This is a genomic window from Veillonella sp. T34266-5 (genome assembly GCF_002959815.1).
GTDB classification, from domain to species: domain Bacteria; phylum Bacillota; class Negativicutes; order Veillonellales; family Veillonellaceae; genus Veillonella; species Veillonella atypica.
On record NZ_PPCZ01000011.1, the window covers coordinates 93,220 to 107,249 of the forward strand.

The window sequence follows — 14,030 nt, forward strand, 5'->3', positions numbered from 1 at the left end:
CATCACCGAAAGGTGGTGATACTATGAGTAAATTCGAGAAGGTTTATATAATTCTTTTTGTAATTTCCATAGTTGTATCTATCTTAAGTTTATTCAAATAAACTTAAGAAACGCCTAACGTAATAAGTACTGGTAATACTTACACGTTAGGCGCATCTCGTTTTACTAATTTTTAGATGAGCCTAACGCTTGCACACGTCAATGACTCTCTTTATGTTTATAGTATACCTCAATAACAACATAAAAACAACATAGGTATATAGTAACTTATAGTATAATAGTTTCTCCATCCTCAGGGACTGCTACATGGCTTTCGATATGGGTGCCTTTGATAAATTTGTGCACATCCTTACGGCTTGTTGCTGTATGATTAACTGTATCCATATGAACAGCGATGATTTTAGCTTCTGGTTTGCGTACTACCATGCGGCCAATATCTTTTGTCCCCATAATAATACTATCTTCAAAGCCCAAAATTTGAGCATATCCTGTATTCATAATAATAACATTAGGGTCGAAGCGAAGAAGGGCCTTCTCTACATCGCTTGTCCATACTGTATCGCCTACAAGGTACACAGTTGGTTCGCCTTCTGCTTCAAAAATAACGCCCATTGCATCGCCTGCTAATGGTGCAAGAACTGGATTTGCATACATTTCTACAGTGCCGTGTGAGCCACCTGTTTTTCTTAATGTGATACCATTAAACTCAAGACTTTCAAAAATGATGCGTACATCATTAAAGCCTTGGGAGATAATAAGTTCTTTGTCCGCTGTATTTTGCACAAAAATAGGAAGTGACTTTGGAATAGATTTAATTGCCGTGTCATCCCAATGATCGAGATGTGTGTGTGTAACTACTACCGCAGTTACATTGCTTAATAGATTGTCCATTGATACAGGTAAATCAACCATAGGCATTCTTTGTTGATAGTTAAATGTTCCTTCAAAGCCAGGATAAGTATCTTTTGGTGCTAAGAATGGATCAATAAGAAATGTTGTGTTTTTTATTGTTAATTTTCCTGTAGCATTTCTAATGTGAGTATATTGTGTCATAGGTATCTCCTTGATTGTATTTTGAAAATCTCATCAAATAGATTACTGTTTGTAATCCCTAGAATAAGTGTACCTTGTTTTGTTATACTAGTCTCAACAATAATTGACACTATGTTTGTTAATAGACACATTGTATAAATGTGTCTATGTAGGAGGTTATATGATAACTCGAAAAGAAATGACACGAATGTTGTTAAAAGAAGGGTTGCTTAGTTGTTTAGAAAACCATTCTTTTGAGTCTTTAACCGTAACATTGTTGTGTAAAGCATCAGGTATAACTCGCTCTACTTTTTATTTACACTATAGCAATATCATGGAAATTGTTGATGATTTAGTAGATGATGCAATCGCTTATTCGCGACCAGGAATGGTAGATAATAATAATTTACAAACTATAGCTAACACCTTATCAGCTGCTTCTAATTCTGTTTCGTTGAGAGAAGCATACGATTCTATTTTTGATAGATTGCCTTTATGTCAGCGTATTATACGACATAAAAAGTATTTACCTTTATTTTTAGATGACCAAATTTCAGAATATGTATTGCAACGAATTATACGGAGTGAAAAAGATCGGCAAGGGCTTGTTATGGCAGAAGCACTTGGGACTTCATTTGACGTAGGTGTATCCGTTTTTGTATTTTTAGTACACGGTCTATATGCTGTTAATAAACAATATAAATGGTCTCAGAGCGATGAGTGGTTAGAAGCTCAGAAAGTTATCTTTGAACTCGTTTACAGTGGGTTGCATAGAAAATAAGCATATAAGGCTCACATACTTCCTTGGTGCATCAATACACGCTCTCCTAGAAATTAGAACAGGCCTGTTCTAATTTTTAGAAGAGGTATATAGACGAGGTCAAGGCCCTAGGCCGCAGACCGTTGTGTTTGTTTCGAACGCATAAATTCATGGACAACCGTAATTGCTGTGGCAGAAAATATAATTCACCATGTAGATAATCTAATTCACATCTAATTTCTAATGAAATAACCCCCTCAGAGAGTCCGACTTTGCTAGGCCAAGGCCTAGCCGCAGGCCGTTGTGTTTGTTTCGAACGCATAAATTCATGGGCGACCGTAATTGCTGTGGCAGAAAATATAATTTACTATGTGATGCTCTAATACAGATCTAAATTCCAATAAAAGAACACCCACAATTATCCGCCTTTACTAGGTCAAGGCCCTAGGCCGCAGACCGTTGTGTCTATTTAGAACGTATAAATTCATGGACAACCGTAATTGCTGTGGCAGAAAATATAATTTACTATGTGATGCTCTAATACAGATCTAAATTCCAATAAAAGAACACCCACAATTATCCGCCTTTACTAGGTCAAGGCCCTAGGCCGCAGACCGTTGTGTCTATTTAGAACGTATAAATTCATGGACAACCGTAATTGCTGTGGCAGAAAATATAATTTACTATGTGATGCTCTAATACAGATCTAAATTCCAATAAAAGAACACCCACAATTATCCGACTTTACTAGGTCAAGGCCCTAGGCCGTAGACCGTTGTGTCTATTTAGAACGCATAAATTCATGGACAACCGTAATTGCTGTGGTAGAAAATATAATTTACTATGTGATGCTCTAATACAGATCTAAATTTCAATAAAAGAACACCCACAATTATCCGACTTTACTAGGTCAAGGCCCTAGGCCGCAGACCGTTCTGTTTATTTAGAACGCATAAATTCATGGACAACCGTAATTGCTGTAATAGAAAATATAATTCACCATGTAGATAATCTAATTCACATCTAATTTCTAATGAAATAACCCCCTCAGAGAGTCCGACTTTGCTAGGCCAAGGCCTAGCCGCAGGCCGTTAAGGCGGTGGAGGACGACTGAGGGGGTATTTCATTACCCAAATTAAGGGTGAATTATATTTTCTTTAATGATGTAAATTATATTTTCTATACAGCTATAAGGTAGAACATGAATTTATACGTTCATGTTTGCCCCTTTTCTCACATAGAACCAGAAGCAAACTGCAACTGTTACGATGTTGAATGCTAGTAGTACTGCGAATGCAGGGTGAATGTTGCCGAATGTGGAGTATACGAAACCGAAGATTTTAGGTGTAATGAATGCACCGTATGCAGCTACAGCAGCTACGAAACCTGTGATTAGAGAGGATAACAACGGATTGCCAAATACGTGAGGAATCATACGGAATGTAGCACCTGTTGCAAAGCCGCAGCATACGAATGTCAATACGGACATAGCAAAGAAGAATGGGAAGTTGTGCATATCTACACCAACTGCGATCAATGCAGTGGTAGCACATAAGCCGATGAGGCTAACAAAGGTAACTTTTGTACCGCTGTTGATTTTGTCGGATAACCAACCGCCTACAGGACGAAGGGCACCTGCAACAAGTGGACCAACGAATGCGATGGATGCGAATGGAATTTCAGGGAACTCTTTACCTACCAAGAGACCAAGTGCTGCTGCGTAACCGGAGAAAGCACCGAAGGAACATGTGTAAAGTAATGTAAGAGCCCAAGTGTGTTTGTTGCCGAAGATTTGTACAAGGTTTTTAGGATTTGGTTTTTCCGATGGTAAGTTATCCATGAAACGCGTCATAAGTGCAAGGATAATTACGAGTGGCACAATCCACATGAAAGCCGCATTGGCAAGGTATACTGCGTTGCCTTTGATAATAGCTGGTGTTACGCCAAAGACATTACCAATTGCAGCGGAACCCATAGCAAATGGAGCTAAGAAATAGATTACGGAAATACCAAGGTTACCAACACCACCATTGATGCCAAGGGCTGTACCTTTTTCTGATTTAGGGAAGAAGTTGCCAATGTACGCCATGGAGGACGAGAAGTTGGCACCCGCTAAACCGATGAGGGCTGTTAAAATCATAAATGTCGTATAAGAAGTTGTTGTATCTTGTACTGCAAAGCCGAGCCATACAACAGGAACTAATAAAATGAGTGTGGATATAAAGGTCCAGTTCTTACCGCCCATAAGTGCAGGCATATATGTGTAGACGAAACGCAATGTAGCACCTACAAGGCCTGGTAAGGCTGCGAGTGTAAATAATTGTTCAGTTGTAAAGTGGAAACCTGCGCCATTTAATTGTGCTGCGATGGTAGCCCATAGATACCATACGCAAAAGGCTAAGGTTAAGGCAATAGTGGATATTACCAAGTTTTGTTTGGCGATTTTTTTACCAAACTTTTCCCAAAATTCGGGATTTTCTGGTTGCCAGTTCGCAACAATCTCTTTGCGACTTGCACCTACTTGAGGCATTTTCAGTTCTGACATGAGAGCTCTCCTTTAACTAAAACACATGTGATAAAGGGTAGATCTTTTCACACGAATATGTGGCACATCTCGTTTAAAAGCCTTGTAAAATGTGGTACTATAATAATAGAGAGTGTGCCTAAAATCACACCATTATTATATAGGACAGAATATAATGTGAATGTGACGAAAAACACACTTATATGAGAATTAATCGGTTATAATAGGGATAATATACGTAAAGTATATAGTATATGTGCCTTTTGTGCATGGCTGATTGTGAAAGCTACTTTCACAATCAATATGGACAAATGACACTGAAAGATGCACGGTGATAGTATGGAACAGGAGTTAATTAACCAGTTACTTGCATTGCCAGGAGAAACAATTCACCTTGAAAAAGGCGAGTTTTTGTTTCACGAAGGTGATATAGCAGATCATTTTTTTATTGTCCGCGAAGGGCGACTTAGTATTAAGAAATTTGAGGCAAGTGGTCATATTTTTGCTCATCGGTTGGTGGGGCCAAATAATGTGCTTGGTGAAATTCCTTTGTACGAGACGAACACCCGGACTTACGTGTTCAATGCGATTGCACGTGAAAAATGCTCGGTATATTCCATCCGTTATGATGTTTTAGAACCAGCCATTGCAAAGGACCATTCACTGGCCATTGCAATGATGAAAATCTATACACTTCATATGCGGCGACAACAAGCCAAATACAGAGATTTGTTGTTGTATGGCAAAAAAGGTGCATTCTATTCAACACTATTGCGTTTAGCTAATAGCTATGGTATTCAACGTGATGACGGTATCTATATCGACATCGCGTTAACAAATCAAGAGTTAGCTGAATTTGCTGCCACATCTCGGGAAAGTTTAAACCGCATGCTCAGTGAGTTACGAAAATTAGGCTATGTAGCCTATGATAAACACCATCTGGTAATCTGTGACTTAGATGCATTAATCGGATTACTCGATTTAGATAGCGACACGATCGACCCTAATATCAGTAATATCGAATAATTGTGGATATTCGCCCTTGTTGTTGGCATTGCTAACGCAAGGGCTTTTTTGTAGTTTTAAGGAGGACACGAGATGAGTTTATTGTCTCAGAAATTCAAGTTTCTTCGCAAGAAGGACGTATCTCCAAGCGGCCACCAAATCACAGAAGAAGGCGGTCGCGAATGGGAAAATTTTTATCGTGACCGTTGGTCCTACGATAAAGTAGTCCGCACAACACATGGCGTAAACTGTACTGGTTCTTGTAGCTGGAACATTTACGTTAAAAATGGCGTCGTAGCCTGGGAAAACCAAGCTACAGATTATCCGGAAACACCTGATGATATGCCGGACTATGAACCACGTGGGTGCCCTCGTGGTGCGACATTCTCTTGGTATTTATACAGCCCATTGCGCGTAAAATATCCATATGTACGCGGCGAATTGGCTGAGCTTTGGAGAGAAGCTAAGAAAACAGCTAAAAATCCTATCGAAGCATGGAAATCTATCGTAGAAGACCCTGAAAAAGCGAAAAAATATAAATCTGCCCGTGGTATGGGTGGCTTTGTGCGCTCCACTTGGGACGAAGCGACAGAAATCACTGCAGCATCTTTACTATATACAGCAAAAACATACGGCCCTGACCGCAACGCAGGCTTCTCTGTAATTCCAGCGATGTCCATGTTGTCCTATGCAGCAGGTGCTCGTTTCCTTAATTTAATGGGTGGTTCACCATTGTCCTTCTATGACTGGTATGCCGATTTGCCACCTTCTAGCCCTCAAGTTTGGGGTGAACAAACGGATACACCTGAATCTGGTGACTGGTACAATGCTGGTTACATCATGACTTGGGGTTCCAACGTACCGTTGACTCGTACGCCTGATGCTCACTTCTTGACAGAGGTCCGTTACAAAGGTACTAAGGTTGTATCCGTATCTCCTGACTATGCGGAATCTACAACTTCTTCTGATGCTTGGCTTAATGTGAAAGCCGGCACTGATGCGGCTCTTGCTATGGCAATGGGTCATGTTATCTTAAAAGAATATTACATCGATAAGGAAACTCCATACTTCAAAGAGTATGCTAAAGAGTTTACCGATATGCCATTCCTTGTACGCGTTGAAGACATCAACGGTGCAGTACAACCAGGTCGTTTCTTAAACGCTAAGGATTTAGGTAGCAAAGAAGACGGTGCTGATTTCCAAACTGTATTAATTGATGAAACAACAAATGAAATCGTTGTTCCAAATGGTACAATGGGCGACCGTCACACAAATCCACAAAAATGGAACTTATGCCTTGAAAACCGTAATACAGGGGCTAAAATCGACCCTCGCTTATCCGTGTTTGATCAACGTGAAGATGTGACTGTTGTTAAGTTGCCATACTTTGGCGATGAAGAGCACGAAGGTGTTATTGAACGTGCTATTCCAACTATTACAGTACAAACTGTAGACGGTCCTGTAAAAGTAACTACTGTATATGACCTTATTCTTGCTAACTATGGTATCGATCGTGGTATCGGTGGTGAAGTGGCAACATCTTATACTGATGACACTCCTTACACACCTACATGGCAAGAAAAAATCACTGGCGTAAAAGCGGATATTGCTATTGCCACAGCTCGTGAATTTGCAGATAATGCAGAAAAAACTAAAGGTCGTTCCATGATTATCATGGGTGGTGGTATCAACCACTGGTACCATGCGGATATCATTTACCGTACAATCTTGAACCTCATCATGTTCTGTGGTACAGAAGGTGTTAACGGTGGTGGCTGGGCTCACTACGTAGGTCAAGAAAAACTTCGTCCTGTTGAAGGTTGGGGCGGTATTATGACAGCTAACGACTGGAGTAAAGCGCCTCGTTTGCAAAATGGTACATCTTGGTTCTACTTTGCTACAGAACAATATCGTTCTGATTGCATCGATTTGGCAGACCGCGTATCTAAATTAGCTAAGCCTCGTTACCGTCACCCTGGTGACTACAATGTATTGGCTGCACGTTTAGGCTGGTTGCCATCGTACCCTACTTTCAATAAAGGCAGTCAAGAATTGATTAACGACGCTCGTGCAGCTGGTGCTGGTACAGAAGCAGAGATTAACCAATATGTAGCGCAAGCGTTGAAAAATAAAGAATTACAATTCTGCGTAGAAGATCCAGCGGCTAAAGAAAACCACCCACGCAACTTGTTTGTATGGCGTGCGAACCTTATCGGTTCTTCCTCTAAAGGCCATGAATATTTCTTGAAACATTTACTTGGTACAAAACATGGTGTTCTCGAAGATGATGACGCACCAGTAAAACCAGAAGAGATCAAATGGCGCGAAGCAGATGAAGCTGGTAAGCTTGACCTCTTAATCGACATCGACTTCCGTATGGCTTCTACAGGTTTGTATTCTGATATCGTGTTCCCAGCGGCTACATGGTATGAAAAAGAAGACTTGTCTTCTACAGACATGCATCCATATGTACACGTATTCCAAGCAGCTGTTGATTGCGCATGGGAAACTAAATCTGACTGGGATACATTCCGTACCCTTGCAGAAACAGTATCTCGCGTAGCGAAAGAGTCTGGCTTCACAGAATACGAAGATATCGTAGCATTACCTCTTGGTCATGATAGCCCAGGTGAAGTGGCTCAACCAGAAGGTAAGGTTCTCGACTGGAGCAAAGGCGAATGTGAACCAATTCCTGGTAAAACAATGCCGAACCTCGTTCATGTAAAACGCGATTATAGTAAAATCTTTGAAAAATACATTGCATTGGGACCTAATATTGAAAACAAAATGGGTGCTCATGGCATGGCTTGGGATGTATCTGATGAATATCAAACATTGTACGCACAAAATGGTACAATCGATAATCCTGAATTCATTTCTCATGGCCGTCCAAGCATTTACGAATGTAAAGAAGCTTGTAATGCTGTATTGACATTATCTTCTTGTACAAATGGTAAATTGGCTGTTCGCTCTTGGAAAGCAATGGAAGAAAAAACAGGCCTTTCTGGTCTTGAAAAGAACGCAAAGGGTCGTGAACAAGAAAAAATTACCTTCGATGACATGGTTCGTCAACCACGCTTCATCATTAGCTCTGTAACAAGTACCGGTAAGAACGATAAAAACCGTCGTTATTCTCCATTTACTACATCTACAGAAGATAAGGTACCATTCCGTACCGTAACAGGTCGTCAATCCTTCTATTGTGACCATGAAATGATGCGCGATTACGGTGAAGCTATGGCGTTGTACAAACCTGTATTGTCCTATAAACCAGTACAAGGTGACTACAAACAAGAAGGTGTTCCTGAAATCACATTGAAATACTTAACACCACATCACAAGTGGTCTACACATAGTATGTATTTCGATAGCCAACAAATGTTGACATTGTTCCGCGGTGGTCAAACTATTTGGCTCAACGAAGATGATGCAGCAGAAATTGACGTTAAAGATAATGATTGGGTAGAAGCTTTCAATAAAAACGGTATCGTTGCAGCTCGTGCTGTAGTTTCCCCACGTATTCCTCGCGGTATTTCCTATATGCACCATTCCCAAGACCGTCACATCAACGTTCCTGGTGCGAAGGTTAAGAAACAACGCGGTGGTACGCATAATGCACCAACTCATATTCACATGAAACCGACACACATGATCGGCGGTTATGGCCAATTGAGCTATGGCTTTAACTACTATGGCCCAACTGGTAACCAACGTGATATGACAATTGTGGCTCGTAAAATGAAGGAGGTAGATTGGCTTGAAGATTAAGGCTCAAGTATCTATGGTCCTAAATTTGGATAAGTGTTTGGGTTGTCATACATGCTCTATCACTTGTAAAAATACATGGACGAACCGCGAAGGCGCGGAATATATGTACTTCAATAACGTGGAAACTCGCCCAGGCGTAGGTTACCCACGTCATTGGGAAGACCAAGAAAAATGGAAAGGTGGCTGGACATTAGATAACTCTGGCAAATTAGCTCTTTCTACAGGTTCTAAAACAAACCGTTTGATGAAATTATTCTTCCATCCTGAACAACCAGAGTTGAAGGATTATTTCGAACCTTGGACTTACGACTATGAAACATTGATTCATGGTGGTCGTAAAAACAACCAACCAGTTGCTCGTCCTCGCTCCCTTGTGACTAAACAAAAAATGGAAGTTACTTGGGGCCCTAACTGGGATGACGATTTGGCTGGTGGTCAACACGCTCGTTCCGATGTGAACTTGGCTAAGATGGGCGAAGATATCGTATTTGACTACGAAGAAGTATTCATGCGTTACTTGCCACGTCTTTGTAACCACTGTTTGAACCCTGCATGCGTAGCTGCATGTCCATCTGGCGCGATTTATAAACGCGACGAAGATGGTGTGGTTCTCGTATCTCAAGATGTATGCCGCGGTTGGAGACATTGCGTTCCATCTTGTCCATACAAAAAAATCTTCTATAACTGGGAAACTAATAAAGCTGAAAAATGCGTATTCTGTTACCCACGTTTAGAAAATGGCTTGCCTCAAATCTGTGCTGAAACATGCGTAGGTCGTATGCGCTACGTAGGCGTTGTATTCTACGACATGGACAAAGTAGAAGCTATGGCAGCCACAAAAAATGAACAAGATATTTACGAAAATACATTAGATTTGATTTTGGATCCTCATGATCCAGAGGTTATCAAAGCGGCTCGTGCAGAAGGCATCTCCGAAGCATGGATTAAAGCAGCTCAAAAATCTCCTGTATACAAACTTGTTAAAGAATGGGGCGTGGCATTGCCATTGCATCCTGAGTACCGTACATTGCCAATGGTTTGGTATGTACCACCACTCAGCCCAATCTTGCAACGTGTAACATCTGATGTATACTTGCCAGATGCGCATGAAATGCGCGTACCTGTGCAATACCTTGCTAACTTGTTTACAGCCGGTAATACAGAAATTTTAGCTCGTACATTGCAACGTGTTCTCGACATGCGTGAATACATGCGCCGTCGTGAAACAGGTGACGGTCCTATCGATCACAATGTGGAGTTAACAGAGGATCAAATGTACGGTATGTACAAATTGTTGGCATTGTCCAAATACAATGATCGCTTTGTTATCCCATCTGATGTGAAAGTATCTCGTGAAGGTCGCCTTGAAATGCAACAAAATCGCGGCTTTGCTTGCCCAACAGGGGGATGTCAATAATGAAGGATGCTCAGAAAATCGCTCTTATTGCATCATTTCTTCTACGCTATCCTGATGAACAATGGTATAACGAACTACCTGAATGGAGAGAGGACGCCCAATCCGTTGGGCATCCTCAACTTCGCCAAGGTTTATTAGAATTCTTCGACTATGTAGAGGAATCCGATAAAAAAGAATTCGAAGACCAATATGTTCGTACCTTTGATTTTAGTCAAAATACAACGATGTATTTATCGACTTATGAATTGCAAGGTACTGGGGAACAAGCAGAAGAACTCGTTAAATTTAAAGCGTTCTTCCTAGAAAACGACTATGATTTGCCAAAAGAAATGCCAGACTATATTCCAGCACTTCTTGAATTATGTGCCGTTATCGATGATGAAAAAGCAAAAGAAATTTACGACTATTGTAAACCAAAATTGGAATACATTAGAGAACGCTTCATTGAGGCTAAATTGCCTTATGCATTCTTGTTTGATATTATCTTGTCTGTTGCAAATGGATTGGAGGACGGTGCACGATGAATCTATTCCTTTGGGGCGCTTTGCCTTACATCGCTTTCACCTTCTTAATCGTAGGTACTTTGGTTCGTTTCTTCTACTTTGAAAGAAACTGGACTACAAAATCGAGTGAATTTTTAGAGAAAAAACAATTGCGCATTGCCAATCCATTGTTCCACTTTGGCTTGCTTTGCGTTATCGGTGGTCACGTAGTAGGTGTGTTAATCCCTAAAACTTGGACTGCTGCAATCGGTATTAATGACCATATGTACCATCAAGGTGCGTTATACATGGGTGCTGTAGCTGGTATTATCTTCATCGTAGGCTTCTTGCTCTTGATGAAACGCCGCTTTACTGTGCCTGCTATGAAAGTTAACACATCTGGCCTTGATAAATGGTTATATTTGTTCTTAACATTAGCTATTTTCAGCGGTATGGCTGGTACATTGCTTAATGCATCTGGTTTCTTTGATTACCGCGTATCTATCGGCCCTTGGTTCCGTAGCTTACTATCCTTTATGCCTGATCCATCCTTGATGGATGGCGTACCATTCATGTTTAAATTCCACATGTTAGCGTGGATGGTGGTAGCTATTATCTTCCCATTCAGCCGTTTGGTACACTGCTTGAGTGTTCCACTCAACTACTTAGCACGTCCGTTCATCGTATATCGCAAACGTGATCGTGTATAATTGAATAGTTGAAACTTTATATCGGTTGCATACGGTATACTAGTTTCTCTAATAGCCCTCATGGTTGTGAAAGCTGTCGCTTTTACGGCTGTGAGGGCTTTTAGTATTTATCTGCTCTTGGATAGTATTTAAAGTCTATATTGTAATCTGGGCATATTCCTGCTATATGAGTAATATTCATGCTTTTATGTGAGATTGGTATACATTTTCACTTTACTGTGAGAATGAAAATTGGTATTATCTTATGTGGAATTATTTAACATCATATATATTTAACTGTGAGGAGTCTCGATAATGGCAGAAGTAGTGAAGAAACAATTTAAGAGTAAGTATCATATTCTTATTTGGATCGCTGTGTTAGCACTTATTTTAATGGGAATGGTAGAATATGGTTATGTGACTAGTGGCAGATCATTTGGTAACTGGAAGGTTCATTTAGGTTTAATTCCCTATGCTGCATGGCTCGTATTAACCTACATTGCAACGAAGCCAAAATGGTTTATCAAACGATATAATCCTAAAGAAATGTTTGAAGTGCATCGTATAGTAGGTATTGTCAGTGTTGTCTTAGTCTGTGCTCACTGGTATGTATACTTCTTAAAGGCCCTAAAATCTTTCTTAGGTTTTTGGGGTGGTTATATCTCCCTTGGAGCCATGTTTATTGCTCTTATTTTTGGTGTACTATACTTAACACCTTGGATTGGAAATATGGCAAAATCCGTATCTCGTAAGAAAGCGATTTGGATTCATCGTTTAAATCTTATTGCCATCATTGCAGCAAACATTCATGTTCATGGTTTTGGTCGTTTGTCCAAAATGGTACCATTCTTACCTGTATTTGATGTATTAACATATGCATTGGTAATCTACTACATCTACTGGATGATTAAACAAAAACAATACTAAGAATGTAGTATATATTTTTTATAAATAGAAGCTCTCGTCTATTACTAAGAGATGAGAGCTTTTTTCGTACCTATCTTTACTTATTAGTGCATAAGAGATGGTCTTTTTTTCTTGTTTACGATACAATATATAGGTAAGTTATCTTAATATATTTAGGTAAATATATTCTAAATAATGTATATTGTTTAATTGCTTGAAGGTTGTATGGATATTTCATGGAAGCGCATCATCTATTTGATTTGCGCTATACAAGTCGGTGCGGGCATTACTATTATCGGCGTATTATCATTTATACCTTTATATTTGGTAGACCTAGGGCTGACCAATCAAGGTGAGGCTGCTATGTGGGCTGGTCTTGTATCTGGTGTAACACCTTGTATGGTAGCCTTGAGTGCTCCCTTTTGGTCCAGGAAAGCCAATGAACTAGGGCCTCGGCGGGTGATGATGTTCATCCTTGCCACTCTGATGCTAGCTGTAGGGGCTGCCGGTTTTGCACAAACGCCGAGTCAGCTGTTAGTGTTGCGTACCTTACAAGGCTTAGTGGGTGGTTTTGTACCCATTGGACTTGGTATCATTGTATTAATCACACCAGAGGAACGCGTACCATGGGCGATGGGATTGTACCAAGCGTCGATGGTGATGGGGCTTGTTTTTGGCCCTCTTATGGGTGGTCTTGCTGCCGATTTATTAGGCTATCGGGCTCCGTTCTTTATGTTTTCTATTTTATCAGGCTTGTGCTTGTTAGCTGTGTACCTACTCATGCCTAATCTACAGCATACGCATAAGGTAGATAGTAATGAGTCCCAATGGTCATTAATTAAATCATTTCTTGCTATCCCACGTGTACGATTACTCGTGGTTATGCAATTTTTATGTAATTTTGGTATTACCGGTATAGGCCCTATATTGCCACTCTACATTAAACACTATATGCAAGTAAATGATGATTTTGTGGCTACCATTGTAGGTGTTATTATCTTTGGGGCCGGTCTGTTTAGTGCACTAGCATCGATTTCAATCGGTCGCATTACTAAATGGATGTCTATGCCGAATATATTATTGACGGCCACCTGTGGTGTAGGCGGATTTTTTATCCTCCAATATCTTATGCCAAATGTGTGGGGCTTAGGTATATTTAGAACCATTGCAGGATTCTTTATGGGCTTTATTACGCCTATAGCGAATACTTTGATTTCAAAGGCTGTTCCCAAAGAGCGGCGAAGTATTGTCTTTGGCGCTGTATCTAGTGTAGCCATGATGGGCAATGTGTTGGGCCCTATGATTAGTGGTATGATTGCTAATTGGTTTGGTTACGGCATGGTATTTTGGAGTACTGCTAGTATCTTTTTTATAGCCGCTATATTTGTGTGGCGTAGCCTGTTGCGTGAGAGTATCTAGATGTCTGGATAGTGACAGGTTTATTGTT

General features: G+C 40.4%; 10 protein-coding genes. 8 read left to right on the plus strand and 2 right to left on the minus strand.

All coding sequences use genetic code 11. From position 1 onward, the window contains the following. Nucleotides 1-267 precede the first annotated feature (267 nt). Nucleotides 268-1,053, minus strand: a complete 786-nt coding sequence (locus VIHSUH07_RS04680; protein ID WP_105084068.1) for an MBL fold metallo-hydrolase — start codon at nt 1,051-1,053, stop codon at nt 268-270. 160 nt (nt 1,054-1,213) lie between these two features. Between VIHSUH07_RS04680 and VIHSUH07_RS04685 the strand changes: the two genes are divergently transcribed. Next, nucleotides 1,214-1,813 carry a TetR/AcrR family transcriptional regulator gene (locus VIHSUH07_RS04685; RefSeq protein ID WP_105084069.1) on the plus strand — a complete coding sequence of 200 codons (600 nt, stop codon included), beginning with the start codon at nt 1,214-1,216 and terminating at the stop codon, nt 1,811-1,813. A gap of 1,186 nt (nt 1,814-2,999) precedes the next feature. On the opposite strand, the gene VIHSUH07_RS04690 is transcribed toward VIHSUH07_RS04685, so the two are convergent. Continuing rightward, entirely contained in the window at nt 3,000-4,337 is a 1,338-nt protein-coding gene (locus VIHSUH07_RS04690) for an MFS transporter (protein WP_105084070.1), read from the minus strand. A 318-nt stretch (nt 4,338-4,655) separates the two neighbouring features. Here VIHSUH07_RS04690 and VIHSUH07_RS04695 point away from each other — a divergent pair, with 318 nt between their 5' ends. The 7 genes from VIHSUH07_RS04695 (at nt 4,656) to VIHSUH07_RS04725 (ending at nt 14,002) form a co-directional block, all read left to right on the plus strand. Beyond that, the gene (locus VIHSUH07_RS04695; protein WP_009661772.1) at nt 4,656-5,342 is read left to right on the plus strand and encodes a Crp/Fnr family transcriptional regulator; all 687 of its coding nucleotides are present in this window, start codon (nt 4,656-4,658) and stop codon (nt 5,340-5,342) included. Between the two features lie 72 nt (nt 5,343-5,414). Then, on the plus strand, nt 5,415-9,089 hold the full coding sequence (locus tag VIHSUH07_RS04700) for a nitrate reductase subunit alpha (RefSeq protein ID WP_105084071.1): 3,675 nt from the start codon (nt 5,415-5,417) through the stop codon (nt 9,087-9,089). Further along, on the plus strand, nt 9,079-10,506 hold the full coding sequence (gene narH, locus VIHSUH07_RS04705; protein WP_105084072.1) for a nitrate reductase subunit beta: 1,428 nt from the start codon (nt 9,079-9,081) through the stop codon (nt 10,504-10,506). Before VIHSUH07_RS04700 ends, narH begins: the two co-directional genes overlap by 11 nt. Next, on the plus strand, nt 10,506-11,030 hold the full coding sequence (gene narJ, locus VIHSUH07_RS04710) for a nitrate reductase molybdenum cofactor assembly chaperone (protein WP_005381454.1): 525 nt from the start codon (nt 10,506-10,508) through the stop codon (nt 11,028-11,030). Before narH ends, narJ begins: the two co-directional genes overlap by 1 nt. Then, nucleotides 11,027-11,698 (plus strand): respiratory nitrate reductase subunit gamma, encoded by a 672-nt coding sequence (gene narI / locus VIHSUH07_RS04715; protein WP_105084073.1) that lies wholly within the window; start codon nt 11,027-11,029, stop codon nt 11,696-11,698. The genes narJ and narI overlap by 4 nt, the downstream gene beginning before the upstream one ends. A 294-nt stretch (nt 11,699-11,992) precedes the next feature. Beyond that, entirely contained in the window at nt 11,993-12,604 is a 612-nt protein-coding gene (locus tag VIHSUH07_RS04720; protein ID WP_005376652.1) for a hypothetical protein, read from the plus strand. Nucleotides 12,605-12,808: 204 nt separating this feature from the next. Beyond that, nucleotides 12,809-14,002: an MFS transporter gene (locus VIHSUH07_RS04725; RefSeq protein WP_105084074.1), complete on the plus strand. Its 1,194-nt coding sequence runs from the start codon at nt 12,809-12,811 to the stop codon at nt 14,000-14,002. Nucleotides 14,003-14,030 lie beyond the last annotated feature (28 nt).

Excerpts from the sequence above, each read along its gene's own strand:
- VIHSUH07_RS04680 (WP_105084068.1), bottom strand. The coding sequence starts at position 1,053 with ATGACACAATATACTCACATTAGAAATGCTACAGGAAAATTAACAATA.
- VIHSUH07_RS04685 (WP_105084069.1), top strand. The coding sequence starts at position 1,214 with ATGATAACTCGAAAAGAAATGACACGAATGTTGTTAAAAGAAGGGTTG.
- VIHSUH07_RS04690 (WP_105084070.1), bottom strand. The coding sequence starts at position 4,337 with ATGTCAGAACTGAAAATGCCTCAAGTAGGTGCAAGTCGCAAAGAGATT.
- VIHSUH07_RS04695 (WP_009661772.1), top strand. The coding sequence starts at position 4,656 with ATGGAACAGGAGTTAATTAACCAGTTACTTGCATTGCCAGGAGAAACA.
- VIHSUH07_RS04700 (WP_105084071.1), top strand. The coding sequence starts at position 5,415 with ATGAGTTTATTGTCTCAGAAATTCAAGTTTCTTCGCAAGAAGGACGTA.
- narJ (WP_005381454.1), top strand. The coding sequence starts at position 10,506 with ATGAAGGATGCTCAGAAAATCGCTCTTATTGCATCATTTCTTCTACGC.
- narI (WP_105084073.1), top strand. The coding sequence starts at position 11,027 with ATGAATCTATTCCTTTGGGGCGCTTTGCCTTACATCGCTTTCACCTTC.
- VIHSUH07_RS04720 (WP_005376652.1), top strand. The coding sequence starts at position 11,993 with ATGGCAGAAGTAGTGAAGAAACAATTTAAGAGTAAGTATCATATTCTT.
- VIHSUH07_RS04725 (WP_105084074.1), top strand. The coding sequence starts at position 12,809 with ATGGATATTTCATGGAAGCGCATCATCTATTTGATTTGCGCTATACAA.